This is a genomic window from Bordetella tumbae (assembly GCF_054780995.1).
Genome location: NZ_BAAGVG010000015.1, coordinates 292,843 through 318,774, shown reverse-complemented (window position 1 = coordinate 318,774; position 25,932 = coordinate 292,843). Strand labels below are relative to the sequence as shown.

The following is a 25,932-nucleotide window of genomic DNA, read 5'->3' as shown; positions in this document are numbered from 1 at the left end:
GGAAACGGCAGGGCCTTGGTTATGAGACCCTGCCGCGTTGCAACGTTAGCGCGGCTTACGCATCAGCATGTAGGCAGCCGGAATCACGAAGAGCGACAGCAACGGAGCGGTCACCATCCCTCCAAGCATCGGGGCTGCGATGCGGCTCATGACCTCCGAGCCCGTACCGCTGCTCCAGACAATGGGTACCAGGCCCGCCAGGATGACGGCGACGGTCATCGCCTTGGGCCGCACGCGCAGCACGGCACCCTCCCGGATCGCATCGAGCAGTTCTTCTCGCGTCGGGTCGCGTCCATCGGGGCAACGTTCCGCCAAGGCCTGCTTCAGATAGATGAGCATCACCACGCCGAACTCCGCCGCCACACCTGCCAGCGCGATGAATCCCACGCCGGTGGCGATGGACAGGTTGTAGTTCAGCAGGTACAGGAACCAGATGCCCCCCGTGAGCGCGAAGGGCAAGGTCGCCATGATCAAGCCCGCTTCGTCCACACGCGCGAAGGTCAGGTACAACAGAACGAAGATGATCAACAGGGTGGCAGGCACCACAACCTTCAGGCGTGCATTGGCCCGCTCCATGTATTCGAACTGCCCGGAGTAGGTGATGCTCACACCCGGCTCCAGCTTGACCTGCTGCCCGATGGCATCGCGCAGTTCGTTGGCCACCGAGGCTAGATCACGGCCGCGCACATCGACATAGACCCAACCGGAGGGCCGTGCGTTCTCGCTCTTGAGCATGGGCGGCCCATCGGTGATCGCGATGCGTGCCACGGTCCCCAACGTGATCTGCTGACCCATCGGCGTGAAGATGGGTAGTTCTGCCAGCCGTTGTGGTGAATCACGCCATTCTCGCGCGTAGCGCAGATTGATCGGAAAGCGGGCAAGCCCCTCGACCGTTTCCGAGACGTTTTCGCCACCCACCGCGCCGGCGATGACGGCCTGGACATCGGCGATGTTCAGGCCGTAGCGACCGGCGGCTACGCGGTCGATCTGAACATCCACGTAGCGCCCGCCCGTCAAGCGCTCCGCGAGGGATGACGTCACGCCGGGAATGCCCTTGGCGACCTGCTCGACCTCTGCAGCGATGCGATCGATCACGCCCAGGTCGTTGCCGGTCACCTTCACCCCGATCGGGCTCTTGATGCCGGTAGCCAGCATGTCGATGCGATTGCGGATAGGGGGAATCCAGATATTGGACAGGCCCGGGATCTTCACGGCACGATCCAGCTCTTCCACGAGCTTCTCGGGCGTCATGCCTGGACGCCATTGTTCCCTGGGCTTGAGCTTCACCGTGGTCTCGAACATCTCAAGGGGCGCCGGATCGGTCGCAGTTTCGGCCCGTCCTGCCTTGCCGAACACCTTGTCCACTTCAGGTACGGTCTTGATCATGCGGTTGCTCAGCTGCAGCAACTCCGTGGCGCGCTGCGCCGAGAGTCCCGGCAGGGCCGAGGGCATGTAGAGCAGGTCCCCTTCGTCCAACCTCGGCAGAAACTCACCGCCGAGCCGCGCCAAGGGCCAGGCCGTGGTCGCCAAGGCCAGCACGGCGATCAGCAGCGTCGCCTTAGGCCGGCGCAGTACCCACTCCAGTGCTGGCCGGTAGGCTGCAATCAGGATGCGGGTGATGGGGTTCTTCTGCTCATCCGGGATACGCCCGCGAATCCAGTAGCCCATGAGTACGGGAATCAGCGTCACTGACAGCCCTGCGGCCGCGGCCATCGCGTAGGTCTTGGTGAACGCCAGCGGGCCGAACAGCCGGCCTTCCTGCGCTTCTAGGGTGAAGACCGGGATGAACGAGAGCGTGATGATGAGCAGCGAGAAGAAGAGCGCAGGACCGACTTCCTCTGCGGCCTGTGTGATCACGTCCCACCGTTCCTTGCCCTGCAGTCGTTGATCCGGGTGCGCGTGCTGCCAAGCCTCCAGCTTCTTGTGGGCGTTCTCGATCATCACCACCGCTGCATCCACCATCGCCCCCACGGCGATGGCAATCCCCCCCAGCGACATGATGTTGGCGTTGATGCCCTGGTAGCGCATGACCAGGAACGCCGTCATCACGCCCAGAGGTAGCGAGATGATGGCCACCAGCGCAGAACGAAGATGCCAAAGGAACAGTGCGCAGACCAGCGCCACCACCAGAAACTCTTCGCCCAGCTTGGTCGTGAGATTGCGAATGGCCCGCTCGATCAGCGCGCTGCGGTCGTAGCTGGTGACGATCTCGACGCCCGGCGGCAGGCTGCCCTGCAGCTCCGCGAGCTTGGCCTTGACGGCAGCGATCGTCTCCTGGGCATTCTTGCCGGAGCGCAGCACCACCACGCCGCCGGCGACCTCGCCTTCTCCGTCGAGTTCGGCAATGCCACGCCGCATCTCCGGGCCTATCTGGAGCGTCGCCACATCCCCCAGCCGCACCGGCACACCGCCGCGTGCCGTCAAGGGGATCTCCCGGAACTCGTCCAGGGTCTTGAGGTATCCGCTCGCGCGGACCATGTACTCCGCGCCTGACAATTCCAGGACGGAGCCGCCGGTCTCCTGGTTGGCCCCCATCAGGGCATCGCGGACTTGAGCCTGACTGAGGCCATAGGACGCCAACTTGATCGGGTCGAGCACGACCTGGTACTGCTTGACCATGCCCCCCACCGATGCCACTTCGGCCACGTTGGGCAGGCTCTTGAGTTCGAACTTCAGGAACCAGTCCTGCAACGCACGCAGTTGCGCCAGATCGTTCTTGCCCGTGCGATCCACGAGCGCGTACTGGAAGATCCAGCCGACGCCTGTGGCGTCCGGACCCAGGGCCGGCTTCGCCGTGGCGGGCAATCGGCCCTGGACCTGGTTCAGGTATTCCAGTACCCGTGAGCGGGCCCAGTACAGGTCGGTTCCGTCCTCGAACAAGACATAGACGAACGAGTCGCCAAAGAACGAGAAGCCGCGCACGGTCTTGGCCCCTGGCACCGACAGCATGGTGGTGGCCAACGGGTAGGTGACCTGGTTCTCGACGATCTGCGGCGCCTGTCCTGGGTAGTTGGTGCGAATGATGACCTGCACGTCTGACAAGTCCGGCAGCGCATCCACGGGCGTGCTGCGAACGCCCCACACGCCCCATGCCGTGAGCATGGCGGTGGCCAGCAGCACCAGGAAGCGATTGGCCACCGACCATCGAATCAGTTTGGCGATCATGGCTGCACCTTTTCGATGGCGGTGATCACGTAGTCCTCACCTTGCTTGGAGAAGGTGAATCGCACCTGCTGCCGAACCGAAAGACCCGCGGCGAGCTGCGGGCTGCTCAGCTTGAAGCCCATGGTCATGGCCGGCCATTGGAGGGCTGGCACGGCCTCGTGCGCCAGCGTCAGCTCGGTGGGCGACATCTCCTCGATCACGCCGCGCACCACGAAAGCGTTGGTGGCCGCGGCCGGTGGCGACGAGGTGCCGTGCCCGTTGTGCGGCGATGCAGGCGCGGACGCCGCGGCACCTGCAGGCAGCACGCCCCGCAGGCTGGCTTCCGAATCGATCAGGAACTGCGCCGAGGCCACCACCTGCTGTCCCGCCGCGAGCCCGCCGTTGACCACCAGTTGATCGCCTACCTCCGCGCCCACCTGGACCTCCACGGGATGGAACTTGCCGGGTCCATCGACCACATAGGCCAGTGCGCGCTTGCCGGTGCGGATGACCGCCTCGCTGGGAACAAGCAGCGCGGGCTGTTCGTTGCCTTTGAGCGCGATCTGGCCGGACATGCCGGCCTTCAGGCGCTGGCCGGGATTGGCCATTTCAAGCCGCACTCGCACCGTACGGGTGTCGCGGTTGGCTTCGGGCAGGATGCTCACGATGCGCGCCTGGAGCACTTCACCGGGAAACGCCGCCAGCCGGACCTGCGCCGTTTGGCCGACCTGCAATGGCCCGCTTTGTGCTTCGGGGACAGCCGCTTCGATCCACACCGTGGCCAAGCCATTCACCCGGGCCAGGCTTTCCCCGGCGGAAACCGTCATGCCCTGACGCACCATCAGTTCGGCCACCAAGCCGCCTTGAGGTGTTGTGACCGTGTACAGCCCCTTGGGCTCGCCTGTGCGCTCCACCTGGGCGATCAGGGCTTGCGGCATGCCGAGCAGCAGCAGCCGTTGGCGGGCAGCTGCGGTCAACGGTGCGTCGCCCATCGCGCGAACCGAGAGAAACTCGCGCTGTGCGGCGATCCACTCCGGCAGCAATAGGTCAGGCAGCGGTGCCCCTGCTGCGATCACGTCGCCCGCAGCCCGTGCGTAGACACGCTCGACGAAGCCAGCGGTCCGCGCCTGCACGATGCTGACGTCGCGGTCGTTGAGCAGCACGGTGCCCACGACGTTCACATCTGCGCCGATCTTGCCTTGCACGACTTCGGTTGTACGCAGGCCCAGGGCTTGCACCGCTTGCGCCGACACGCTCAGGCCCGTGCTGTCCTGAGTGTCTTCATCTGCGTACTTCGGCATCAACGCCATGTCCATGTAGGGCGATTTGCCGGGCTTGTCGAACTTCTGGGCCGGCACCATCGGGTCGTACCAATACAGCACCTTGCGCTCGGTCGGAGCACTTGCAATGGTGGCAGCGGGGGAGCCGCTGAGGTGGCCGGCGCGCCATTGGGCGACGCTCCATCCAACGGCAATACCGGCAGCAATCAGCGTCAAGCCGGCAAGGATGTTTCTCGAAGAGGTGTTCATGGCGAGGGTCTCCACTCAGTCCGCGATCAGGCTGTTCAGTCGGGCGACGAGGCTGTCGCGCTGCGCTCCGAGGTCGATCAGACGCATGCGCGTCTCCAGTACCTGGGCGCGTGCACTGAGCACAGCGCTCAGGTCCCCCTTGGCGGATCGGTAGTTGCTCAACGCAAGCGCCGCTCGGTTCCGTACCAGCTGCAAGCCTGCGGTCTGCAGGCGGTCGATCTGGCTGTTCAACGCTTGGAGTTCGGCGGCGCTGTCGTCCAGCTCCTGCAAATGACGCCGCGCCACGTCTTCGCGTTCGGCGTCCAGACGCTCCAACTCGTGCCGTTTTGCCTCGATCATGGGCACTTGGCGTCGATCCTTCTGCCATGGCAGATCGAATGTCACCTGGAATGACACCATGTCGCCCCATCGGCGATCCCGCCGGCTATAGGCAATCTCCCAGGCCCAATCGCCGCGGGTCTCTGATTGGGCTTCGCGGGACTCGGCCCGGGCCATGCTTTGCATCGCCGGATAGAGTTCAAGCTCCGCGTGATTCGCCAGTTCTGTGCGCAGTTGCGCGACGGGGTGAGTGAGCGGGCCTGGATCGCCTTGCAGTGCTTCGTCGGCCCTGGAGCCCACCCAGCGCCGCAATGCGGCCCTGGCCTTGGCCCGGTCCCGCTGTAGATCGTCACGGCGGTCCGTGAGTGTCAGCGCCTCCTGTTGCGCGACCAACAGGTCGCCAGTCTGGGCCGTGCCGCCGGCGACGCGAGCGGGGAGACTGTCTTGCAGGCGCTGGTTCTCCGCGAGCAGTTCCGTCAGCAGTATCTCCCGTTGCTCCACCGCCTGCGCGGCGATCCACGCCAGGCTGAGTTCCTGGCGGATCTGCAATCGCTGCAAAACCAGCGCCGCGCGCTCTCGATCCACACGCGCCTGCGCACTGGCGACCTGGGCGTCGCGCTTGGCCCTGTTGGGCACTTCCTGCATGAGCGCCAGGCGCTGCATCGTCATGGATTCGCGCGTCATGCTCCAGCGATCCATGCCGCTGATGGGATAGTTTTCGATGCCGAGCGAGAGCTTGGGGTCGGGCAGCGAGCCTGCTGCCTTCTGCACGGATTCGGCGACGTTGACCTGCAACTGCTGCGCGCTTATGCGCGGGCTCTGCTGCTCCGCGATAAGGCGTGCCTCAGCAAAATCGAGGGCGTAGGCCACAGGCGAAACAAGCGCACTGCCTGCCAACGCGATGCTGATAGCTTTCAGACGATGCAATCGCATCGAGGCCGGCGTTGTGCCTCGGCCGTACGCTGACGGGCGCCCCTCGGGAAGGTCTGATCAAAGCGCTCTGATGCTTGGATTTCAGCGTCAAGGCGCCAAGTCGACCTCGATATGATGGATTTTGCGCCGTTTCTGACGCTTTTCGACGGCTTTCCCCGTCCAACAGACGGATTTACCCCGTCGGCAGCAACAGACGTCGCCGCGCCATCCACAGATTCGACAGCGCGAACAGCGTCAACACCTGCGCCGTGTTCTTCGCCAACCCGCGATAGCGCACCTTGGTGTAACCGAACTGCCGCTTCACCACTCGGAACGGATGCTCCACCTTCGCCCGCAGGCTGGCCTTGAAGTGCTCCCAGCGTTCGGCGTATTTGCGATCACGCTTGTTCTTCATCGCACGAAGCTTCGACGGCTTCTCCGCGATCCAGAACGCAGCCTCCACGCCTTGCAGCTCCTCGCGCTTGTCCGCGCCCGTGTAGCCGCTGTCGCCGCAGATTGTGTCTTCCTTGCCGTGCAGCAGCTTGTGCACCTGCGTCACGTCGTTGACGTTCGCCGCCGTGCACTCCACGTGGTGCACCAGGCCCGACTCCTCGTCCACGCCAATGTGCGCCTTCATCCCGAAGTGCCACTGGTTGCCCTTCTTCGTCTGGTGCATCTCCGGATCGCGCTTGCCGTCCCTGTTCTTGGTCGAACTCGGCGCCGCGATGATCGTGGCGTCCACGATCGTGCCGGCCTTCAAGCTCTGGCCCTTGCGCGCCAGGTGCGCGTTCACGCGCTCCAGGAGCTGCGGCGCCAGATCATGCGTCTCCAGCAGCCGGCGGAAGCTGAAGATCGTGGTCTCGTCCGGAATGTTGTCCAGCCCGCTGAGGCGGGCGAAGCGGCGCATCACCGCCGTGTCGTACAGCGCCTCTTCCATGGCCGGGTCACTGAGCGCGTACCACTGCTGCAGGAAGTGGATGCGCAGCATCGTCGCCAGCGCGTACGGCTGCCGGCCACGCTGGCCCATCTTCGGGTAGTGCGGTGCGATCAGCGCCAGCAATGCGTTCCACGGCACAACCTGCTCCATCTCCGCCAGGAAGATCTCGCGTCGCGTCTTCTTCCGCTTGCCCGTGTGTTCCGCGTCCCCGAAGCTCAGCTGCATCGTCGTCATCCGTCGAACCTTGCGCTATTGTCGCCGAGGAATTGTTCAGAGCATCCCTCGGGGGCGCCAAAAAAGGGAGTAAACATGGTTGTCCTCGGAATTGGTGTTCACGAAATCACGTGGTCTGCCGCATCGGTGCGCGGCGAGCACGGACACATAAATCAATTCCGCAGGACTTGGAACGTGAGGTAGATCGGCGGAAAGCCCGCGCGGGGATTGGGAGGAATGTAGGTAACGTGCCGCCTGAGGGCTACCCGGTCGAGAACCAACCCGGGCAGCGAGTTGGCGAGCCACATCACGTGCGCCGCGAGAAACTGAATGTCCAGCCCCTGCCATGAAAGCGCCGACTCCCGATCGCCACTGCAATGAGCGTGGCACAACTGTGGCGCTTCGCTGTCCATGGAATCAGGCATGCCGGTGCAATCCGACATTGGCAACTTGTCAGCCTGCTGCATCGAGATCGTGGCACGCATTTGCGTGGTTTCCACAGATGCCCTCGGGTCTGGCTTGGGACAGACGTACATCGCCATCGCAACCTGCGAGAAAAGCAAGGTTACGACTAGGCCGCTGGTAATCCAGCGGCTCCATCTTGCGAGAAGGCGCCTTAAGCCGATCATGTGGACATACTATTGGAAGTTGTGGGGAGTTGAATTGATCAAGGTCAGTTTCCAGGATGAATTGATGCGTCTGGACGGCGCCTTGGCCCGAACCGGCATCCACTGCAAATCCACCGGCAAGGGCGGGCACCGCACGTGGCTGTCATGCTTTACGCGCCTCGGCAACTCGCAAGGCTCTAAGCTCAAATCGATCAGCTACAAGATTCGTCTGTCCCGAGAGTCGCTGCAGGTGCGTAATGACCTCGTAGGGGCCATCGGCTATTGGACGCGTGCAGATTCCGCACTGGCTAGCGGTTTCGATGCGTGATCGCGAAGAAATCCCTACGCCATATCCAGCTGCGACCCAGAGCAACAACATCTCAAAAGAACTGACATGCTGGACATTCGGCCTTTCCGTTGATGACATGGAGGACAGGTACTGGTCCAGCGAAGGAGAATATTCGGCCTTCCATCGAAACACGGAGTGCTCCTTAAGTTCGTCTATTCTGATTGACTGCTGCCGGAGCAGTGGGTATCCCAGCGGCGTGGCAAGAGCTGTCGCCTCAAACCAAAGAGAAAGACTCTTCAGCGAAGAATCGCTCACCTGCTTCAGAGAAAGGCCGACGTCGAAGCGCCGTTTGTAGAGGCCTGTAATGAGATCGCTCGTCGTAACCTCATTAAATTCCATAAAAACTTCGGGCTCCTCCGCGCGCTGCAGGGCAAGCAATGCAGCTAGGTTCGAAGAGGCCACACCAGGCGCTATGGCGAGCCTGAGCTGTGGGCGTGGGCTGGTGGCGTCGTGCATGAGAGGCCCCAAGAAGCGATAAGACAAGGATGGAAAGTCTTCATGATAGCTAGTTTGAGTTAAACTTAACGTGGTTAAATTGTCGGGACTGTTCGACGCTTCCAAGGATGGAGAAGCGAACTGTCCGACGAGGCCGTCCCCCAGGCACTACCACTTTCGACGCCGAGCCAGCGTTGGCATTCGGAGCGGCCGTTCGTGTCGCCCGCCTGACGCAAGGTATTGCTCAGGAAGAACTGGCTGCGAAAGCAGGGATCGAGCGATCGCACATGGGCAAAATAGAGCGTGGGGAGCACATGCCCACTCTCGCTCTGATCTTAAGAATCGCCGCCGGACTCAAGCTTAGTGCTGCGGAACTCGTCAGCGCAGCCGAACGCAATCTTCGTGCTGCGGCGCACGATTCAGATGGGCATTGACGCTTTAGTCATCCGGAGGTCCTCGCAGACGTTCCATGAAGCGATCCAGCGAAACCGATGAGTTGCTGCTTTCTGGCCGAAGCAGATAGGTTGTGATTACCGCCGTGTCCTGCGCCAGAGGGCGAATCACCACGTCCGGCCTCTGGCTGATGGGAATCTTGGTCGCTGTCATGAAACCAATCCCATAGCCTGCGCCGACCAGCGTTAGCATCATGTCCAGCGACGACACTTCTTCGACAACGTTGAGCCTGTGTTCCAGAACCTGTAGCAGCCGATTTAGTTCTCGGCAGTAGCCTTCGCAGGCCAGTTTGTCGCACAGAACCAGTGGGTGACCCTGAAGTTCGTTGAGCGGAACTTGCTTGTGCGCAAGAAGCGAGTGCCGCGCTGGCACGGCGATCACAATCGGGTCTCGCCAGATCGGTTCAGCCACGATGCCTTCGCCAACATCCGCCGCGTGTGCAAATCCGATCGTGAAGTCGCCAGACCGTAGGCCCCGTATCTGCTCGGTCAGCGGTACCTCGGAGAGACGTATCTCGACCTCGGGCTCTTCCGCGCGGCAACGAGCTAGGAACGCCGATAGTCGTGGGTCCATCGCACCATCGGAAATTGCAATGCGCAGGCTGCCCCTCAGGCCCGCGGCAATGGCTCTGGCATTCTCACGCGCTTGCTCCAGGACAGTGAAGAGTCGGCGGGTGTCCTGCAAGAATGCCGCCCCCGCCACGGTCAGCCGTGTACCCCTGCGGTCGCGGTCAAACAGCGTGACCCCAAGCTCATCTTCCAATTCCTTGATCGCGCGAGACAAGGGGGGTTGCTCTATATGCAGCCTCTCGGCCGCCCGCGTGAAATGCAACTCCTCTGCCAAGACGACAAAGCATCGTAGATGACGCAACTCCATAAATCGGGCTCCTCGCAGGTTCTCATTCGCGCAAGATGTCCCGTGGACGAATCACGGTGGATGTGGAGGCTGGATCCATTCCAGGGAAGTTGATGCGCTTGACATCGCAAAAACTGGCATCTTGAGCGCTCGTGGTTGCTCGTGACGCGTCCCAATCGCGCGCGCCCAATCGGGGCGCGCGTCTCTGTCACACTGTGCAGAAGCTTTGAAAAGCACCGCACACCCGCGGCGTCATCCGCCGTGCTCTTTTTGTAGCAGCGAGCCGAGGCGAGCGACTTCATTGCTGGTGATCGCGATGTTGCGCCCATCCTTCGTCGACACCGAAGCCCCGACATTGAGATAGACGGCGCGCCCGAAGCGGCTTTCCTGTGCCATCTTTCCGTCCTTGAAGATGTACAGCGTTCCCCCGTCAGCCAAGGGAACCATCTCCTTGGCTGCTTGGGCTGCTGCATGACCGGCGAAGGCTGGCACGGAGAGAGCGCTCAACAGGGCGGCAATGACAATTTGCGATTTCATGATCGACTCCTTTGTAAAAACGACGACAACTTGCGCCGCGTCGTTAAATGTAGAAGCAGGCGGTCTACAGAGGGCTTACCCGTGCATTACATTCAATTCATGCGCTGTCATCTGCCGCCCATGAAGGATTAGGTTCCAGTGGGAGACAAGATGCCAAGCCATGCAACGCTCGCCAGAACCAAAACGGCCAAGGTTGCCTCCGTGAACAGACTCTGCCTAAGCTTGATGACTGCCTGTGCGCGATTGCCTGCCTTCAAAGCTGCCTCCAGGCTCGGGCTCAACCGATACCGATTGGCAGCAGCCAACGCCAGCATGCCTGCGAAAAGCAGGAGCTTTACCATCAGCAGCCGGCCATACAGCGTCGAGATGAGCGGATCAAACGATGGTCCGGCGATCAACAGGTAATTGAGAGTTCCACTCACGACGAGTGCAGCCACGATCGCTGTACCTATGCGAGCAAAGCCATTCGACGTCCGACTGAGGACCGCTACCGGGTCTTGCGCGACATCCCGCTTGTGGGATGCCAGCATCAAGAACGCCAACAATGCGCCCACCCAAGCGCCCGCTGCCCAGAGGTGGGTGATATCCGACGCAAGATGGATGTAGCCGCGAACGCCGTCGTCCATGGCGCCGTGGCCTGCCCACGCAAGGGTCGCCAGCGCCACGCCGGTGGAGAGCGCCATCACTGCAAATCGCAAGGTAGCGTTCAATTTCAACATTGCGACGAGCACACACACCAACAGCGCGAGGATGCGAATGCACCAGGCGATGCCCATGTGCGTGCCCGTAATGAGCATGTCGAAAACGTGCGTTGACAGCTCCGCGTAGCTTTGGGCGCCGGACATGGCCTTGGCCATGACCGTCATGCCCCACATCGACAGGGCAATGCCGATGGCAGCGGATGCGCCAATGAGGACGCGATAGCGGCGCGAGATCGTCGAGGATCGCTCGTCGTTGCCCAAAGCATAGAGTCCGAACATGGCGACGCCAAACGCCGCCGCCAGGTCCAGATAAAGCGCCAGGCGCAGGACGATGGTCAACCAATCCCCGGCCATGGGCTTACTTCACCTTGAAGGTGACGTTACCCGTGATCGGATGCGTGTCCGAGGAGACGGCACGCCATTCGACGCGATAGTCGCCGGGCTGGAGCGCCTGTGCTGGCGTGATGACCATGGTCTTGCCGTCGCCGGCACCCGCGACGCTGGCGTTGATCTTCATCGGGCCATGGCTCGCCATTCCCGGCATGCCAGTCATGACAAGGCTCGCGGCGGAGAACTGCGGCACCAGCGTTTCGGAGAACTTCAGCTCGATGGTGGCTGGCGCGGAAACCTGCGACTTGTCGGCTGGCGTTGAAGACACCAGCGAAGGATGCGCGAATGCGGCGGTGGCGAACAGACCAGCAGCGATCGGCGCGACGAGCTTGGCGATGAAATGTGAACGGGTCATAGAGATTTCTACCTTGATGTGTGAGGAGTGGTTTAAGAACGAAGTGCCGAGATAAGGCTTGCACCTTCGCAACGGCGTGGAACGAAAGAAACGGTTCGCTGGGCGATAGCAGGCTCCTGTAGGTTCAGAAAGAAAATCCGGTCACAGTCGGCTCGCTCTCAGGCGCAAGGCGTTGCCAACGACCGACGCCGAACTCAGGCTCATCGCCAATGCTGCGATCAGCGGCGACAGCAGCCAGCCCGTGAGGGGATAGAGAACCCCGGCGGCGATGGGGATGCCCAGCGCGTTGTAGAGGAAGGCGAACATGAGGTTCTGCTTCATGTTGCGCACGGTACTCACCGAGAGCGTGCGAGCGACAGCGATGCCACGCAGGTCGCCCTTGACCAGCGTGACCTGGGCGCTGTTCATCGCCACGTCGGTCCCCGTTCCCATGGCGATGCCCACGTCTGCCTTCGCCAAGGCCGGCGCGTCGTTGATGCCGTCTCCGGCCATGGCGACGATGCGTCCTTCTTTCTGCAGCCGCTCGATCAACATGAGCTTGTCCGCCGGCTTGACCTCACCATGCACCTCGTCGATGCCTAGGCGTGCACCGACGGCTTTGGCGGTGGTCTGCCCGTCCCCGGTGGCCATGATGACCCGCAGGCCCGCAGCCTTCAACGCGGCCAGGGCCTCGGGGGTGCTGCCCTTGACCGGATCGGATACGGCGAGCAAGCCCGCGAGCTGCCCGTCCACAGCCAAGTACATGACGCTTGCCCCTTCGCCGCGCAGAGCTTCGGCCTGGGGTACGAGCGGTTCCACCGATACGCCAGACTGTTCCATCAGCACTGTGTTGCCCAACGCGAGTTGCCGGTGCTCAACCTTTCCGCGCACGCCGATGCCGGTTCCCGATTCAAAGCTCTGAGGCTTCACGAGTTGGAGGCCCTGGGCACGCGCGGCCTGCACGATGGCGTCGGCCAGGGGGTGTTCACTGCCCTGGTCCAGGCTGGCCGCAAGACGCAGCACCTCATCGTTCGTAAAGCCGGGTGCTGCGACGACCTGATCGAAAGCAGGTCGGCCTTCGGTCAGGGTTCCTGTCTTGTCGATGACGAGGGTATCGACCTTGCGAAGATTCTCGATCGCCGCGGCATCGCGGAATAGCACGCCCTGCGTGGCGCCACGGCCCGTTGCGACCATGATCGACATCGGCGTGGCCAGACCCAGCGCGCACGGGCAGGCGATGATCAGAACGGCCACCGCATTGATGAGTCCATAGACCCAGGTGGGCTGCGGCCCGAAGAATCCCCATACAAAGAGCGTCGTGACCGCAATGGCAACGACGGCCATCACGAAGTAGCCGGCAACGACATCGGCCATGCGTTGCATCGGCGCCTTGGAACGCTGCGCCTGGGCGACCATCTGGACGATCTGCGACAGAACGGTGTCCGAGCCGATCCGCTCCGAACGCATGACCAGCGCGCCGCTGGTGTTGAGTGTGGCCCCGATGACCTTGTCGCCCGCGCGCTTGCTTACGGGCAGCGGTTCGCCGGTCAGCATGGATTCGTCAATCGAGCTGCTGCCCTCGTGCACGATGCCATCCACCGGCACCTTCTCGCCGGGTCGGATGCGCAGCAGATCGCCGACGTGCACATGGCTGAGCGGCACGTCTTCCTCGCTGCCGTCCGCATTGATGCGCCGCGCGGTCTTGGGCGCCAGCCCCAGCAGCGACTTGATGGCCGCCGAAGTCTGGGAGCGCGCCTTGAGTTCCAGCACCTGGCCGAGCAGTGTCAGCGAGATGATGACGGCGGCGGCCTCGAAATACACGCCGACCCGTCCCATGGACATGAAGGAAGCTGGAAACACTTCCGGCGCAACGGTTGCCACGACGCTGTAGATGAATGCCGCACCCGTTCCCAGGCCGATCAGTGTCCACATGTTCGGGCTGCGGTTGACCACGGACAGCCAGCCGCGGGAGAAGAAGGGCCAGCCGGCCCACAGCACGATCGGCAACGACAGCACCAACTCGACCCAGCTCTGTGTAGCCATGTCCATCAGGTGTAGCCGCTCGCCCAGCATCGCCAGCGCCAGGACCACGAGCGTCAACGGCAAGGTCCACCAGAAGCGACGCGAGAAGTCACGCAACTCCGGGTTGTCGTCGTCGAGGTCGGGCAGCAGAGGCTCCAGCGTCATCCCGCACTTGGGGCAGATTCCCGGATGATCCTGGCGGATCTCCGGGTGCATCGGGCAGGTGTAGATTGTTCCGGGTGCGGTTGGCGATGCCGCCGGGGCCGGTGAAATCGCGGTGCTGGCATGGTGATGCGGTGCATGGCCGCTGCCTGTGCCTATGCCCGCGCCACCGCTGGCATATCGCGCCGGATCGGCGTCGAATTTGGCCTTGCATCCGGTGCTGCAAAACAGGTACGTGTTCCCCAAGTGCGTGGAGCGGTGCTCCGACGCCGCCGTGACCGCCATCCCACACACCGGATCTCGTGTCGAGGCATCGGGCTGCGAGTGGCTTGAGGGCCCGCCCGCATCGTCACTTCCAGCATGGCTGGCGTGATGGTGGTGGGTATGCGTGCCGGACGTTGTGGCACCCGCCGCCATGCCTGCGTGCTCATGTCCTGAAGACTTGCTGGGTGAATTCATAGTGACAAGTGCCCTCCGCCGTTAACCGTTGGTGTCTGGTGATCGCAGCAGGCCGCACGCGCGCAAGGAGACAAGCGCGGCGTCGCGTGCTCGCACGGTGCGAGTGCCTCGACTCATTGCTTCTGCTCCTTGGAGGCTGCGGCACCTTCCTCACCCTGACGCGCGGCATGATCGTGTCCGCCGTGGCCGTGGCCACGGTGCATGAACAGGTGCATCAGCGGACAAGCCGCCAGCAGCAGGAAGGGGAGATAGCCGGCAACATGTGCCGTGTGCTCCTTGAGCAGGAAATACGCGGCGACAGCGGCGATGATGAGGAACGCCACGCCGTAGCGCGATCGCCAGAACCGGGGACGATCGCTGGGGGTATGTGTGTGCTGATGCTGCATGGCATATCTCCACGGAGAAGGGTTGATGGATGGTCAGCGATGCGACTGATAGACCGTGCTGCTACCGTTTTTCCCGATCAGCAGCACGTCGTAGGCGTCCTTGCGTCCACCATAGGCCGGACCATCCATGCCGGGCGAACCGACCGGCATGCCGGGCGCCGCAAGGCCGATGGCCTGCGGGGCTTCGCGCAGCAAGCGTTGAATGTCCGAGGCAGGCACATGACCCTCGATGGCATAGCTGCCGATCTGCGCCGTGTGGCACGAACCGTACTTCTGCGGGATGCCCAGCCGCGTGCGCGCTGCCGTGTTCCCGGTGTCGAGAACCTGCACATCGAAGCCTGCGCCTTGCAGGTGTGAGACCCAGTCCTTGCAGCATCCGCAGCTCGGGTCCTTCCAGACCTTGGCAATCGGTCGGCTCTGCGCCAGGCTCGGTCCTGCGAGTGCCATCACCAACAAGCCAGCGATCAATGCCTGGCGTCTCGGCACTTTGCCCTGGCTTCTGTCGTAGTGCATGTTCATAGATTGCCTCTCATCAGATGATCAAACCCGCTAGGTTCTAGAACCAGAATCGCACGCCAGCCACCCAGCGCGTCTGCTGCGCGCGGCCGCCTTCGGCACGCACATAGTCCGCGGTGCGTCCGAAGCTGCCCGCCCGTTCCACGCCGATATAGGGGGCGAACTGGCGACTGAATTCATAGCGCAGGCGCAAGCCAGCAGACGCTTCGGCCAAGCCCTTGCCGATACCGCGTTCCGGGTCGTCCTTGCCATAGAACTGCAACTCGGCGCGAGGCTCCAGAATCAGTCGCTGGGTCAGCAGCAGCTCGTAGCTGCCTTCGACACGCAGCGCCGTACGTCCGCCACTTCCCACGTAGCCCGTCGCCTCCAGCTCGAACCAGTAGGGGGCGAGGCCCTGGATGCCGAAAGCCAACCATTGACGGCTCGGGCCTTCGCCGTTATCCACCCGAATGCCGAGCTGGGTGTCCCAGTACGGTGCGACGGCGTGCCCCCAGAGAAGCTCGGTACGCGATTCTTCGAGCTTTCCTTTGGCGATATCGCCTTCGGCCTTCACGACGGCCTTGTTGTAGGTCGTCCCATACCACGCCTGGAGGTCGTAGGCCGTGGAATCGTCCCCTTTGCGCGTGAAGCGGCGTTCCAGGGTTTCGCCGCGCAACGAGAAGAACCTGTGTTCGTCGGCCAGCATCAGCCGCGGCACACCGGGTACGGCGTAGTCGCCCGATCCCAATGTCAGGCCATTGGAGTAGCCATGCGGATCGCGGGCGTCAGGAGGCGCCGACCCGCCCTGCATCTGCATGTTGCCGTGATCCATGGCCGGGGCCGCGGTCGAGCCGCTCGCCGACGCCGCGTGACCCGCGTGCGGGTCGGCGGCAGGAGCCACGGTCTGAGTGGATGGCGCGGCCGTTTGAGAGTCGGCCTGGCCGTGCGCAGCATGGTCGTTCTGTGCTTGTGCCTGTGCGGCGACGCTTACCAGGGCCAGTAGCGTCGTGGCCAGTGCGCGAGTGGGGAGTGCTTTGGACATTCTTGGTCTTCCTTGTGCGCTGGGTTCAAGACACCACGACTTCGCGGAACATGCCGGCATCCATGTGGAACATCAGGTGGCAGTGCCACGCCCAGCGGCCGAGCGCGTCGGCTGTCACCAGGAAGCTGATGCGTTGTGCCGGCTGCACCGGCAGGGTGTGGCGGCGCGCAAGGAAGCGACCGTCGGGGCTTTCCAGCTCGCTCCACATGCCGTGCAGGTGCATGGGATGGGTCATCATGGTGTCGTTGTGCAGAATGACCCGCAGCCGCTCGCCGTGTTTGAAGTGCACCGGCGTGGACTTTCCGAACTCCAGCCCGTCCAGGGACCATGCGTAGCGTTCCATGTTGCCCGTGAGGTGCAATTCGACCTCCCGGCCAGGGCCTCTCTTGTCCAGCGGCCCCGACGGGGTATGCAGATCCGCGAGGGTCAACACGCGCCGACCGTTGTTGCGCAGTCCAATGCCGGGGTCATCGAGGTTGGTGCGCGCCATGTCAACGCGCATGTCCGTGCTGGCACCATACTCGGTGCGAGCGTGGCGGGCAGTAGTGCTGGGCACGGCCAGTCCCCCCGCAGCCGCGGCGTGTTGGCTGTGATCCATCGCCATGCCACCGTGGTTCATGCCAGCCATCGCCCCATGATCCATCCCGGACATCGAACCCGAGCCCATCCCGGTCATCCCGGTCATCCCGGTCATGCCCGTCATGCCCGTCATGCCCGTCATCCCGGTCATCTCCATGGCCTGGCCGGACCCGCCATGGTCCATGCCCCCCATCATGCCGCCCATCATGTCGTTCATGGTCAGCCATTCGACCGGATCGAGGGCAGGCACGGGAGCTTGAAGACCTTCACGCACGGCCAGCGTGGCACGCGCGTAGCCTGTCCGGTCCATCGCCTGGGCGAAGATCGTGTAAGCGTCATCCCGTGGCTGGACGATCACATCGACGGTTTCGCCCGGACCGAATCGGAACTCATCGACCGTCACCGGCTCCACGTCAACACCATCGACGTGCACCACCGTGAGTTTCAGTCCGGGAATGCGTACGTCGTAGAAGGTGTTGCCCGCACCGTTGACCATGCGCAGCCGCACGCGCTCCCCCGGTCGGAACAACGCCGTCCAATTGCCGGCGGGGGTGACGCCGTTGGCCAGATAGGTCAGCGTGGCGGCGGACAGATCGGCGAGATCCGTCGGATTCATCCGCATCTCGTTCCACATCTTGCGCTTGTCGATCGCAGCGGCCATGCCGTCGCGCGAGGCGTCCCGGAAGAAGTCGAAGACGGTAGGTTGGTTGTAGTTGTAGTAGTCGCTTTGGGACTTGAGCTTGGTGAACACCCGCATCGGGTCTTCGTCGGTCCAATCCGAGAACAGCAGCACGTGGTCACGGTCGGCGCGGATGGTCTCGGCGCCAGCGGGGTCGATGATGATCGCCCCGTACATGCCCGTGAGTTCCTGGAAGCCGGAGTGCGAGTGGTACCAGTAGGAGCCGCTTTGCTGAACCTTGAAGCGGTACGTGAAGGTCTCGCCGGGAGCGATGCCTTTGAAGCTAATGCCCGGCACGCCATCCATCTGATACGGCAGGATGATCCCGTGCCAGTGGATGGATGTGGCTTCACGCAGCTTGTTGGTCACACGGATTGTGACGGTGTCACCCTCGCGCCAACGCAATGTCGGTGCCGGCAGCGAGCCGTTGATGGTCGTAGCCACGCCTGGCTTGCCCGTGAAGTTCACGGGCGATTCGGCGATCACCAAGTCGAACTCGGTGCCTTTTAGCACAGGGGCGGCACCGCGCGTCGCGGAGCCTTGCTGGGCAAATGCCTTGAACGCCGGCGTGGACAGCCCAGCGAGAACGCCGCCGGCGGCTAACCCTTGGACGAAACGCCGACGAGAAAGGCCCTGTGGGGGCACGATAAAAAAGGGTGAACGAGGCGGCATGGCCTGAAATCCTCCATAGATGACTCGGAAGTCGTTCTAAACGCCACCCCATCCTGAGCGGCACAGTTCGACGCAATGCAGGTCATGCTATGGGTTGGGCACTTTCCACCGAATGACCCTTGAATTACATTCATGTAATGTTCGTGTCATGTTCGTGGAAGCTGGCAACCAGTAAATTGCTGATTGAAGTGGATGAATGCGTACATCGTGAGCGGCTATTTTTCTGCGCCGCAGCGATTTCATGGGACATGCGATGAAACTGCTGGTCGTTGAAGACGAGAACAAGACGGCGGATTACGTCCGCCAAGGTCTCATGGAGGCGGGATTCGTAGTGGATCTGGCGCGCAACGGATTGGACGGACACCACCTGGCCATGGGCGAGACATACGATCTGGTGGTCTTGGATGTCATGCTGCCGGATGTCGATGGCTGGCGCATCGTGCGTGCCCTTCGAGATGCCGGTAAACAGGTCCCTGTACTCTTTCTGACGGCGCGTGGCGGTGTGGACGACCGTGTCAAGGGATTGGAACTGGGAGCGGACGACTACCTCGTCAAGCCATTCGCCTTCTCTGAGTTGCTGGCGCGGGTGCGGACGCTGCTGCGACGCGGAAGCGCTCCGAGCCAGCCTGATCGCATCCAGGTTGCCGATTTGGTACTGGACTTGGCGCGCCGACGTGCAACGCGCGCTGGCCAACGCATCAATCTCACCAGCAAGGAGTTCGCGTTGCTTGAGCTCCTGGCCCGTCGCCAGGGGGAAGTCCTTCCACGTTCTCTGATCGCGTCGCAGGTATGGGACATGAATTTCGACAGCGACAGCAACGTCATCGATGTAGCCATCCGCCGCCTACGCGCGAAGATAGACGATGCGTTCAATCCGAAGCTCATCCACACCGTGCGTGGAATGGGATACACGCTCGATGCGCCCGATGATGCCCCTGCGCCATAAGCCGCGGCAAAGCCGTCCAGCGTCGCTTGCATTGAGGGTCACGGCCCTGGTTGGTATCGCCACGACCTTGGTGTTTCTTGTGTTCAACTGGGTCATTCTCCGGTCGTTGGAGCACCACTTTGCTCAACAGGATGCCCACGAACTGGAGGCAGTGACAGCCGCTTTGGCTCAGCCCTTGCACCAGCTTGCAAGTGACATCGCAAGCGACGAACTGAAGCAACACTTGGCCAACGCAGTCGCAGGACATCATGGGATGACGTACGGCGTCTACGATGGGTCTGGCAATAGCATCTATGCCACGCCCGGTCCTGACCTGTCGAAACTTGACAGTAACAAAAAGTTGGTGAACCGCATCACCGCTGACGATTTGATCGTGTGGCACGAGGATCAGAGGTCATATCGAGGTGTGGTGGTACAACTGCCTGCTGACGATTCAGCGGCGTCCGGCTACCGCATCGTCGCCGCCATGGACATCGGCTTTCATCTCGACTTCCTGGCGGAGTTCAAGCGCATGCTTTGGTGGGCAACCGGCTTGGTCATGTGTCTGGCGCTCGGTGTGGCTTGGCTGGCGGTGCAGTGGGGCCATCTGCCGATTCGCAAGGTCAATGAAGAGATTCGGGCGATTCGCTCTTCAAAGCTGGATGTGAGGTTGGATCCTCGGGATGTGCCGATCGAACTGGCGGAACTGGTATTTGCCTTCAACGATATGTTGGCGAGAATCGAGGAAGGCTTCACCCGGCTATCACACTTTTCCGCAGACATAGCGCACGAGTTGCGCACGCCCGTCACCAACCTGGTCACGCAGACTCACGTAGCGCTTGGCCAGCCGCGCAGCAACGAGGAATACAGAGAAATCCTCTATTCAAATTTGGAAGAGTTTGATCGGATGGGACGCATGATTGGAGACATGCTGTTTCTTGCCCAAACGGAAAATGATCCCCGCAACTTGCGCTTGTCTACAATTGATCTGTCCGAATTGGTGCGGAGTCTGTTCGACTATTTCGAGGCGCTGGCAGAAGATAGCGGCATTACGCTTGGCGTTAAAGGGGCGATCGGCAGCATAGCGGCGGATCGGGAAATGCTCACCCGGGCGCTGAACAATCTTCTCTCGAACGCAATTCGACACACTCCTCGCGGGAAGAGCATCACGGTCTTGCTCTCGCAGGATGAGCAGTGGACAACGATCAGTGTGGTCAATCCCGGTGAGAAAATTCCTGAGCCCGATCTACCAAAGCTCTTCAATCGATTCTACCGAGTTGATCCGGCACGGCAACGAAATACGGCGGGCGCCGGTCTTGGCCTTGCCATCGTGAAATCGATTGCGGAGGCGCATGGTGGTTCTGTTGCCGTGACCTCCAGCGAGCTTGTCACAAGATTTGACTTGGCACTGCCCCATCTGCGGCAGTAGTCCGGGTGAGCTTCGGTGCCGGATAGCCGCATTCGGAGATGCAATGGCGCAGATCCTTGACCCTGAGGCATCGCTCGTCGAGATGAATCGTTGCGCTTCCCGCAACATAGTTGGCATCCGCATTATGGACGCCGTGAAGATACAGCAGCTTGCGGCGCACTCCCTCACCGCTCAGGCTCGATACAAGCCCTCCGACTTCAACGTTGATCGACTTCATGAATGCTCTTTCCTGTTAGCTGTATTTGTGGTGTCAAGGAGCGAATCGGCCCGAGTCCAGACAGTCCTGCGAGAACTCGAAGACAATCTCCCGGTCGGGAGCGATGACCTTATGCTTCTTGCCGGCGTAGTGCAGCCCAGAGACGGGAGAGGCGCTGCCTTGTTCCATCATCGCTGCGCTCATCGGGCCTTTGGCTCTGTCTGAATAAAGGTGCGCTTTGGCGGCAATAGACTGCCCCGGCGAAATTGAGGAGGTCATGTTGACGCCCCTTGCTTTCCTGAAGTCTGTTCGCAGTGTCTGGTCTCACCCAACAGGGATAGATAGGGATTGCTCGGAGGCGTTTCCGAGAAAAGCAGGCTCGGATCTTCCAGAAGGTATCCATGCAGACGGCGGGATTTTCTAGGCCCGGTTACTTCACAGGTCCAGATGTTCAGGCCGTTCGGTTGCTTGCGATGCAGCTGCAGCCTCTCGAAGCGCTTTTGTATCCACTGCCAGTCTTGCTGGCTCTCCTGCTTGGCCAGCGCGCTGACTTGCGGATGCTCCTGCGCATAGCGCTGGAATACGCCGGGGCTGACCAGGTAGGCGGTGCCGCTCGCGGTATGCACGAGCGCTTTCGCGTCGTTGATGATGAGCCGGCGGGAAGCGATGCCTTGTTTCAGCCACGCCATGAAGTGCTCTCCGGATGGCGCTGTCGTGGGCTTGGGCGCTGGGGACGAACGCTGAGGTGCGGTCAAGGTCGTCGCTTCAGTACGCGCGGCAGACACCGGCTCCGAAGGTGCTTCAGCGTCCTGCCGGGTTGCGGGTGAATTCACCATGCCCACCATCGAAAGCATGTCTTCCATGGCGTCGGGCAGCGGTTCACCTTTCGCTGGACGAGAGGGGTTACCTCCCTCCCATGGCGGAACCTCTTGGCCCTCCGAGGCTGACTGCGCTCCGGCCGGCGGAGTAGTGGCTGACACATCGGGCCCTTTGTCCGTGGCCGCCGCGTCGATCGCCACTGTGCCGGCGAACAGCGCCGGCCTCTCGCTTGGCTCCCAGATCAGCGCGGGCCCGAGGCGCAACAGCGTGAACGAGTGACACCAGCCGGTGGAACTGGTCACGGTCGCGCGCCAGATCGCCTTGCCGTCGGGCGTCGGCTGCAACATGCCGTGATCCTGGAGGACGTTGAACACCGCGGTGTTGTTCGCAGGAATGCCGTCAACGCCTTGGGACAGCAGGTGCGCACGCAGTTTGTCCGATACCGTCTTGCTCACCAGCCACAGCGCGTCCTCGGTGAGCCAGCCATCGGAGGCTTCCGGCTGGTTCAGCTTCAACTGTTCCTTGAGCAGGTAGCGCAGCCCGTCGAGCAGCTTGCGTTGCAGCGCGTGCTTGGGAGCGGCCATGGCGCGCGCCGGATCGCCGCCCAGTTCCTGGGCCACGGAAGCGCGGTCGGCCTGCACGACCAGTTCGCCCAGCACACCGGCGTGCTCGTACTGGCCGGCCAGGACGTAGAGCAGCGGTCCCCACAGGTCGGGATAGCCACTGAGCCAGTCCAGGAGTTGGGTGTCCAACAGTTGGCGGTAGAGCAAGCCCGTCGCCGCGCTGTGCAGGTGGTATTCGCGATCGTCGCGGTAGCGGAAGCGGTACGGCTGGTGCAGCGGACCGTACCACGGGTGCCACAGCGAGCCATCGGCCAGTTCGACGTGCAGATCGACGGCGATCTTGCCGATGTCGTGCAACAACGCGGCATAGGCGACTGCAGCAGTCCAGGCCTCAGCCTGCGCAGCCTGGTCCTCGGGGCTTGCGCCGATGGGAAGCAGATGGGACTGCCGCAGCTTCAGACTGTAGGCGACGATTTCCAGGCCATGGTCCAGCATGCCGCCGGGGTAAGCGTGATGATGCGCCTCGGAAGCCGGGAAAGCCTGGACCAGCTCGGCGTAGCGTTCCAGTGGCGCCCGGTACAAGGTGGCGAACTGCTTACGTGAGAGCGACGTGCGCTGCCAGATGTGCTCCAGCAGCTTCTGCCGGCGCGGGGTGGCCAGCAGCGATGCGGCCGACTCGGGCCGCATCAACCCTTTCGGGAGGTCGGTGACCGATGGTGGCGTCGGAGCAGCAGCAACCGCGGGCCGTTTTCGCTGGAACAGAGAGAGCATGCGGGTGTCCTGTCGCGGGCCGAGCGGGGAGGCCTTTTTGCCTTTTCGGGATAGAGCCTTTCCCCTTGCACCCCATTCCCTTGCCATTTCGACCCTTTACAGCCTTTGGGTATAGGGCGACGGGTGCTGACCGTCCACCGCCAATGCGGGTTGCAGCAGGGCCGGATTGATGCAGGAAGGCTGGCTGTTCACGCCCTACGATGGGCCGATTCTTGGACTCGGAGAACGCCGTGAGGCTTCACGTTGACAAAGTAAGGAAATTTCCTTACCATGCGGGTATCGCAATCAGGAGAGCCGCCATGCCTGCCATCCACGAAGTTGCCACGCTGACCTCCAAAGGCCAGATCACGCTGCCCAAGCCCATCCGGCAGGCGCTCGGCGTCGATGCCGGTGGCAAGCTCGCGTTCGATCTGCGGGGCAGCGAAGTCGTCGTCACCCGCGTCGATGCCGAGCATGAGGACCCCGCCATCGGCGCATTCCTGAGCCTGCTGGCCCGCGACATCGAAGCTGGCCGGAACGTCCAGGGCCTGCCCGAGGATCTGGCCCGCGCCATGCTGGAGCATGCTGGCCACGGTCTGGACCTGGACGAGGAGATCGACGGGAAAGTGGAACTCTGATGCAACGGCATGGCTGGACGCTGCTCTTCCACGACTGCGTGATCGAGCAGTTGCAGAAACTGCATGCGACCGCGAGGCGCGCGCAGGAGAACGACCCGACGGGCTTCGAGTCCAATGCCAACGTCAAGCTCTTCCGGGCCTTGAGCCAGTTGATCTTGGATGTGGTGCCAGGCGATCCGGCACGCGACGAGTACCGCCAGGGCAACACCTTGGGACCTGCCCACCGCCACTGGCGAAGGGCCAAGATCGGACGGCGGTTCCGGCTGTTCTTCCGGTATGACTCGAAGGCGAAGGTCATCGTGTACGCCTGGGTCAACGATGAACAGACCCTGCGGTCTTCGGGTAGCAAATCGGACCCGTATGTCGTGTTCGAGAAGATGCTCGGGCGCGGGAACCCACCAGACGACTGGCATGCGCTGATACAGGCAAGCAAGCAGGATTGGAGCAAACTGGAATAGGCATCGCTCAATAGCAGGAGACGACCATGAACACCACGACACGCATCCGTACCGCAGAACGACTCGGCCGCACCTTGGGTCGCGGATGGCGTGCCTACGTGCGCGGCGAACGCCGGGCATCGAGCTGGTTGGTGTCAAAGGGGGGGGCGGCGGCCGGTGCCACCGCGCTCGTGTGGGTGGTCAAGCTGGTTGCGCTCGGGGTGCTGCTGTACACCACCTTCTGGCTGGCGGTGTTGCTACTGCTGGGCGTTGCGGCGGTATGGATGGCTGGCAATTCGGCTAGAGATGAAGACCGCTGGACGCAACAGGATGAATTGCGCAATGGCGAGGCGGGCTTTGGCCTGTATTCTTCCAATGGCCAGCGGCTCGACCCTCACGACCCGAACGATCCGTTCGATGACTGAGGTTTGGCCTGTTTGTCACAGAACCTTGCCGGCTACCTTGTTTACACCTGACCCGGCGCTATCACGCGCTTCCTTGGAGCCGACAGCAAGGTTCTGAGCAATCACCCCAGCCTTAACTCCGACCCACCCCAAAGCAGCGACCCAAAACGTCGGCAGGACCAGAAACATCGTGCCTGTGACGAACATCAGGAGCATGTCGCCGAAGGCGTTGTTCAGCCCCACCAGCGGGTCGAAGTTGGTGTGCGGCCGGTTCCAGCCGAACCCCCAGCCATAAAGTGCGTCCAGGATCGTCGAATCGATCCAGCGCGCAAGCTGAAACCAGAAATCCGTGAAGAACAGCGCGAACTGCACGACGCTGACCGTGACGACCGTCTTCAAGTCATAGGTGCCCACGACCAGCACGAGCGGGATGCAGATTACCAATGCCATCTTGAGCAAGGCGAGCACCATCGGCAGCGCCTGCCGCACGACGTCCATCGCGGGAAACGAGGCAATCGCGCCAACTGCCATTCCAACGTCTCCCGTAGCCCGCGTCACGATGTTTGGCAAGGTCTTGTCGATCTGGCCGCCGTAGTCGGTATAGACGCTGCCTTGGTTCAGCTTCTGCTGCCGCGGTGACGCGATCGCGCGGATCACCGAATTGTCCACCTCGGCCCGGCTCAGGAAGCCAGCCCAGCCCGCCAGGCGATTGAGCAGGCTCGGGTCCACCTGTCCCAGCAGCCGTGCCCGCAGGCCATTGCTGCCATCAGCCCACCATTGCCTGCAGGTCGGGTAGCCACCGCCACTGGATACCTGGGCCAGCCCAGCGTCGCGGTTGCTGTCATAGGGCCAGTCATCGCGCGGCGTGCTGGAGCGATACGTGTCGTAGTACCCGTTCGTGTCGGTGAAGAACCGCGATCCGATCCAGGTCACGTCGTGCATCTGCTGCTCATCAAGTTGAGGGCGCTGCATGAACAATTTGGCCCGTGCAGGCCCATAGCAATCCCGAGAGAAATCCGCTACTTCCTGAGCCAGCACCGGATCATCGATGCGCGTGGCGTCGATCTCCATGCGCATCTGCCGCAGGTCCGTGCCGCACGGGATTGCCGCCACCGAAGCGCCCGTGACGGCGCGCGAGAGCGCGTGCATGAACGCCCACCACACCGGCACCTTCGCCGACTGGTTGTTGATGGTGCTGAAGGACTGCGACCAGCCGGTATCCGCGGGCTGCGCCACGCTGACCTGGCACTGGGCCGAGCGCGAGCTGTCGTACTGGATGGTGTTTAGGTCCACGTCGATGAACGGAATGCCGGCGAACATCACCACCACGATGGCGACGAAGACCCGGTTCTCGATGCGGGCGGCGCTCAGCACGCCTTTATTGCCCTCGTCGGCGCCTTCAGCACGAGCTTTCAACCACTCCTGCACGACGATGGCGACGAAAGGCAGCGCGAATACCCCGCTGGATACGAGGGCCGCCCAGATGCCGTTGTTGACGATCCAGGAAACGAGTGTGAGGTAGTACTCCAGGTAGTCGGTCGTGAAAAGCGTCATGGCCTC

25 protein-coding genes are annotated in these 25,932 nt (G+C 62.4%); 6 read left to right on the top strand and 19 right to left on the bottom strand.

The genetic code is table 11. The features are described 5' to 3' along the window. Positions 1-45: 45 nt before the first annotated feature. From ACYVI2_RS13855 to ACYVI2_RS13830, 6 genes are all read right to left on the bottom strand, one after another. Positions 46-3,165, bottom strand: a complete 3,120-nt coding sequence (locus tag ACYVI2_RS13855) for an efflux RND transporter permease subunit (RefSeq protein WP_016445091.1) — start codon at positions 3,163-3,165, stop codon at positions 46-48. Beyond that, positions 3,162-4,673 carry an efflux RND transporter periplasmic adaptor subunit gene (locus tag ACYVI2_RS13850; protein WP_013391832.1) on the bottom strand — a complete coding sequence of 504 codons (1,512 nt, stop codon included), beginning with the start codon at positions 4,671-4,673 and terminating at the stop codon, positions 3,162-3,164. Before ACYVI2_RS13850 ends, ACYVI2_RS13855 begins: the two co-directional genes overlap by 4 nt. A 15-nt stretch (positions 4,674-4,688) precedes the next feature. Beyond that, positions 4,689-5,924: a TolC family protein gene (locus ACYVI2_RS13845; RefSeq protein ID WP_013391831.1), complete on the bottom strand. Its 1,236-nt coding sequence runs from the start codon at positions 5,922-5,924 to the stop codon at positions 4,689-4,691. Between the two features lie 172 nt (positions 5,925-6,096). Further along, positions 6,097-7,065, bottom strand: coding sequence for an IS5 family transposase (locus tag ACYVI2_RS13840; protein WP_016445093.1), 969 nt, complete (start codon positions 7,063-7,065; stop codon positions 6,097-6,099). 161 nt (positions 7,066-7,226) lie between these two features. After that, the gene (locus ACYVI2_RS13835) at positions 7,227-7,538 is read right to left on the bottom strand and encodes a hypothetical protein (RefSeq protein ID WP_006226245.1); all 312 of its coding nucleotides are present in this window, start codon (positions 7,536-7,538) and stop codon (positions 7,227-7,229) included. Positions 7,539-7,824: 286 nt separating this feature from the next. Next, positions 7,825-8,466 (bottom strand): LysR substrate-binding domain-containing protein, encoded by a 642-nt coding sequence (locus ACYVI2_RS13830; protein ID WP_013391828.1) that lies wholly within the window; start codon positions 8,464-8,466, stop codon positions 7,825-7,827. Positions 8,467-8,573: 107 nt separating this feature from the next. On the opposite strand from ACYVI2_RS13830, the gene ACYVI2_RS13825 reads away from it, so the two are divergent. Further along, a complete protein-coding gene (locus ACYVI2_RS13825) occupies positions 8,574-8,879 on the top strand; it encodes a helix-turn-helix domain-containing protein (RefSeq protein WP_013391827.1) in 306 nt (101 codons plus the stop codon). A gap of 4 nt (positions 8,880-8,883) precedes the next feature. Here ACYVI2_RS13825 and ACYVI2_RS13820 read toward each other — a convergent pair whose 3' ends face one another. The 9 genes from ACYVI2_RS13820 to ACYVI2_RS13780 form a co-directional block, all read right to left on the bottom strand. Next, entirely contained in the window at positions 8,884-9,774 is an 891-nt protein-coding gene (locus ACYVI2_RS13820; protein ID WP_013391826.1) for a LysR family transcriptional regulator, read from the bottom strand. A 231-nt stretch (positions 9,775-10,005) separates the two neighbouring features. Further along, complete coding sequence (locus ACYVI2_RS13815; RefSeq protein ID WP_003090336.1) at positions 10,006-10,290, bottom strand: CopK family periplasmic copper-binding protein; 285 nt, start codon at positions 10,288-10,290, stop codon at positions 10,006-10,008. Between the two features lie 128 nt (positions 10,291-10,418). Next, the gene (gene copD / locus ACYVI2_RS13810) at positions 10,419-11,345 is read right to left on the bottom strand and encodes a copper homeostasis membrane protein CopD (RefSeq protein ID WP_016445094.1); all 927 of its coding nucleotides are present in this window, start codon (positions 11,343-11,345) and stop codon (positions 10,419-10,421) included. A 4-nt stretch (positions 11,346-11,349) separates the two neighbouring features. After that, complete coding sequence (gene copC, locus ACYVI2_RS13805) at positions 11,350-11,736, bottom strand: copper homeostasis periplasmic binding protein CopC (RefSeq protein ID WP_008063308.1); 387 nt, start codon at positions 11,734-11,736, stop codon at positions 11,350-11,352. Between the two features lie 141 nt (positions 11,737-11,877). Beyond that, a complete protein-coding gene (locus tag ACYVI2_RS13800) occupies positions 11,878-14,316 on the bottom strand; it encodes a heavy metal translocating P-type ATPase (RefSeq protein WP_425460460.1) in 2,439 nt (812 codons plus the stop codon). A 155-nt stretch (positions 14,317-14,471) separates the two neighbouring features. Next, the gene (locus ACYVI2_RS13795; protein ID WP_013391823.1) at positions 14,472-14,744 is read right to left on the bottom strand and encodes a DUF2933 domain-containing protein; all 273 of its coding nucleotides are present in this window, start codon (positions 14,742-14,744) and stop codon (positions 14,472-14,474) included. A gap of 33 nt (positions 14,745-14,777) precedes the next feature. Next, a complete protein-coding gene (locus ACYVI2_RS13790) occupies positions 14,778-15,263 on the bottom strand; it encodes a DUF411 domain-containing protein (protein WP_013391822.1) in 486 nt (161 codons plus the stop codon). Positions 15,264-15,300: 37 nt separating this feature from the next. Next, entirely contained in the window at positions 15,301-16,281 is a 981-nt protein-coding gene (locus ACYVI2_RS13785) for a copper resistance protein B (RefSeq protein WP_013391821.1), read from the bottom strand. Between the two features lie 25 nt (positions 16,282-16,306). Then, entirely contained in the window at positions 16,307-18,211 is a 1,905-nt protein-coding gene (locus ACYVI2_RS13780) for a copper resistance system multicopper oxidase (RefSeq protein ID WP_013391820.1), read from the bottom strand. Between the two features lie 253 nt (positions 18,212-18,464). Between ACYVI2_RS13780 and ACYVI2_RS13775 the strand changes: the two genes are divergently transcribed. Together ACYVI2_RS13775 and ACYVI2_RS13770 are read left to right on the top strand one after the other, a co-directional pair. Further along, entirely contained in the window at positions 18,465-19,157 is a 693-nt protein-coding gene (locus ACYVI2_RS13775; RefSeq protein ID WP_003097513.1) for a heavy metal response regulator transcription factor, read from the top strand. Next, positions 19,141-20,565 (top strand): heavy metal sensor histidine kinase, encoded by a 1,425-nt coding sequence (locus ACYVI2_RS13770; RefSeq protein ID WP_425460455.1) that lies wholly within the window; start codon positions 19,141-19,143, stop codon positions 20,563-20,565. The genes ACYVI2_RS13775 and ACYVI2_RS13770 overlap by 17 nt, the downstream gene beginning before the upstream one ends. On the opposite strand, the gene ACYVI2_RS13765 is transcribed toward ACYVI2_RS13770, so the two are convergent. Genes ACYVI2_RS13765 through mobH form a run of 3 tightly spaced genes read right to left on the bottom strand, consistent with a single transcriptional unit; the run spans position 20,525 to position 22,914 of the window. Further along, the gene (locus ACYVI2_RS13765) at positions 20,525-20,782 is read right to left on the bottom strand and encodes a heavy-metal-associated domain-containing protein (protein WP_013391817.1); all 258 of its coding nucleotides are present in this window, start codon (positions 20,780-20,782) and stop codon (positions 20,525-20,527) included. The two genes, ACYVI2_RS13770 and ACYVI2_RS13765, sit on opposite strands and share 41 nt — an antisense overlap. 33 nt (positions 20,783-20,815) lie before the next feature. Further along, complete coding sequence (locus ACYVI2_RS13760; protein ID WP_034012201.1) at positions 20,816-21,040, bottom strand: hypothetical protein; 225 nt, start codon at positions 21,038-21,040, stop codon at positions 20,816-20,818. After that, complete coding sequence (gene mobH / locus ACYVI2_RS13755) at positions 21,037-22,914, bottom strand: MobH family relaxase (protein WP_016445100.1); 1,878 nt, start codon at positions 22,912-22,914, stop codon at positions 21,037-21,039. Before mobH ends, ACYVI2_RS13760 begins: the two co-directional genes overlap by 4 nt. A gap of 299 nt (positions 22,915-23,213) precedes the next feature. Between mobH and ACYVI2_RS13750 the strand changes: the two genes are divergently transcribed. The 3 genes from ACYVI2_RS13750 to ACYVI2_RS13740 are packed head-to-tail and all read left to right on the top strand — an operon-like array spanning position 23,214 to position 24,393. Beyond that, complete coding sequence (locus ACYVI2_RS13750; protein WP_013391814.1) at positions 23,214-23,531, top strand: type II toxin-antitoxin system PrlF family antitoxin; 318 nt, start codon at positions 23,214-23,216, stop codon at positions 23,529-23,531. After that, a complete protein-coding gene (locus ACYVI2_RS13745; protein ID WP_013391813.1) occupies positions 23,531-23,989 on the top strand; it encodes a type II toxin-antitoxin system YhaV family toxin in 459 nt (152 codons plus the stop codon). Before ACYVI2_RS13750 ends, ACYVI2_RS13745 begins: the two co-directional genes overlap by 1 nt. 26 nt (positions 23,990-24,015) lie before the next feature. Next, positions 24,016-24,393, top strand: a complete 378-nt coding sequence (locus ACYVI2_RS13740; RefSeq protein WP_013391812.1) for a DUF3742 family protein — start codon at positions 24,016-24,018, stop codon at positions 24,391-24,393. Between the two features lie 15 nt (positions 24,394-24,408). Here the strand turns inward: ACYVI2_RS13740 and ACYVI2_RS13735 are convergent, their stop codons facing one another. After that, positions 24,409-25,926, bottom strand: a complete 1,518-nt coding sequence (locus ACYVI2_RS13735; RefSeq protein WP_013391811.1) for a conjugal transfer protein TraG N-terminal domain-containing protein — start codon at positions 25,924-25,926, stop codon at positions 24,409-24,411. Positions 25,927-25,932 lie beyond the last annotated feature (6 nt).

Bases quoted from the DNA above. Each gene is read 5' to 3' on its own strand.
- ACYVI2_RS13855 (WP_016445091.1), bottom strand. From the start codon at position 3,165: ATGATCGCCAAACTGATTCGATGGTCGGTGGCCAATCGCTTCCTGGTG.
- ACYVI2_RS13850 (WP_013391832.1), bottom strand. From the start codon at position 4,673: ATGAACACCTCTTCGAGAAACATCCTTGCCGGCTTGACGCTGATTGCT.
- ACYVI2_RS13845 (WP_013391831.1), bottom strand. From the start codon at position 5,924: ATGCGATTGCATCGTCTGAAAGCTATCAGCATCGCGTTGGCAGGCAGT.
- ACYVI2_RS13840 (WP_016445093.1), bottom strand. From the start codon at position 7,065: ATGCAGCTGAGCTTCGGGGACGCGGAACACACGGGCAAGCGGAAGAAG.
- ACYVI2_RS13835 (WP_006226245.1), bottom strand. From the start codon at position 7,538: ATGCGTGCCACGATCTCGATGCAGCAGGCTGACAAGTTGCCAATGTCG.
- ACYVI2_RS13830 (WP_013391828.1), bottom strand. From the start codon at position 8,466: ATGCACGACGCCACCAGCCCACGCCCACAGCTCAGGCTCGCCATAGCG.
- ACYVI2_RS13825 (WP_013391827.1), top strand. From the start codon at position 8,574: ATGGAGAAGCGAACTGTCCGACGAGGCCGTCCCCCAGGCACTACCACT.
- ACYVI2_RS13820 (WP_013391826.1), bottom strand. From the start codon at position 9,774: ATGGAGTTGCGTCATCTACGATGCTTTGTCGTCTTGGCAGAGGAGTTG.
- ACYVI2_RS13815 (WP_003090336.1), bottom strand. From the start codon at position 10,290: ATGAAATCGCAAATTGTCATTGCCGCCCTGTTGAGCGCTCTCTCCGTG.
- copD (WP_016445094.1), bottom strand. From the start codon at position 11,345: ATGGCCGGGGATTGGTTGACCATCGTCCTGCGCCTGGCGCTTTATCTG.
- copC (WP_008063308.1), bottom strand. From the start codon at position 11,736: ATGACCCGTTCACATTTCATCGCCAAGCTCGTCGCGCCGATCGCTGCT.
- ACYVI2_RS13800 (WP_425460460.1), bottom strand. From the start codon at position 14,316: ATGGCGGCGGGTGCCACAACGTCCGGCACGCATACCCACCACCATCAC.
- ACYVI2_RS13795 (WP_013391823.1), bottom strand. From the start codon at position 14,744: ATGCAGCATCAGCACACACATACCCCCAGCGATCGTCCCCGGTTCTGG.
- ACYVI2_RS13790 (WP_013391822.1), bottom strand. From the start codon at position 15,263: ATGAACATGCACTACGACAGAAGCCAGGGCAAAGTGCCGAGACGCCAG.
- ACYVI2_RS13785 (WP_013391821.1), bottom strand. From the start codon at position 16,281: ATGTCCAAAGCACTCCCCACTCGCGCACTGGCCACGACGCTACTGGCC.
- ACYVI2_RS13780 (WP_013391820.1), bottom strand. From the start codon at position 18,211: ATGCCGCCTCGTTCACCCTTTTTTATCGTGCCCCCACAGGGCCTTTCT.
- ACYVI2_RS13775 (WP_003097513.1), top strand. From the start codon at position 18,465: ATGAAACTGCTGGTCGTTGAAGACGAGAACAAGACGGCGGATTACGTC.
- ACYVI2_RS13770 (WP_425460455.1), top strand. From the start codon at position 19,141: ATGCCCCTGCGCCATAAGCCGCGGCAAAGCCGTCCAGCGTCGCTTGCA.
- ACYVI2_RS13765 (WP_013391817.1), bottom strand. From the start codon at position 20,782: ATGAAGTCGATCAACGTTGAAGTCGGAGGGCTTGTATCGAGCCTGAGC.
- ACYVI2_RS13760 (WP_034012201.1), bottom strand. From the start codon at position 21,040: ATGACCTCCTCAATTTCGCCGGGGCAGTCTATTGCCGCCAAAGCGCAC.
- mobH (WP_016445100.1), bottom strand. From the start codon at position 22,914: ATGCTCTCTCTGTTCCAGCGAAAACGGCCCGCGGTTGCTGCTGCTCCG.
- ACYVI2_RS13750 (WP_013391814.1), top strand. From the start codon at position 23,214: ATGCCTGCCATCCACGAAGTTGCCACGCTGACCTCCAAAGGCCAGATC.
- ACYVI2_RS13745 (WP_013391813.1), top strand. From the start codon at position 23,531: ATGCAACGGCATGGCTGGACGCTGCTCTTCCACGACTGCGTGATCGAG.
- ACYVI2_RS13740 (WP_013391812.1), top strand. From the start codon at position 24,016: ATGAACACCACGACACGCATCCGTACCGCAGAACGACTCGGCCGCACC.
- ACYVI2_RS13735 (WP_013391811.1), bottom strand. From the start codon at position 25,926: ATGACGCTTTTCACGACCGACTACCTGGAGTACTACCTCACACTCGTT.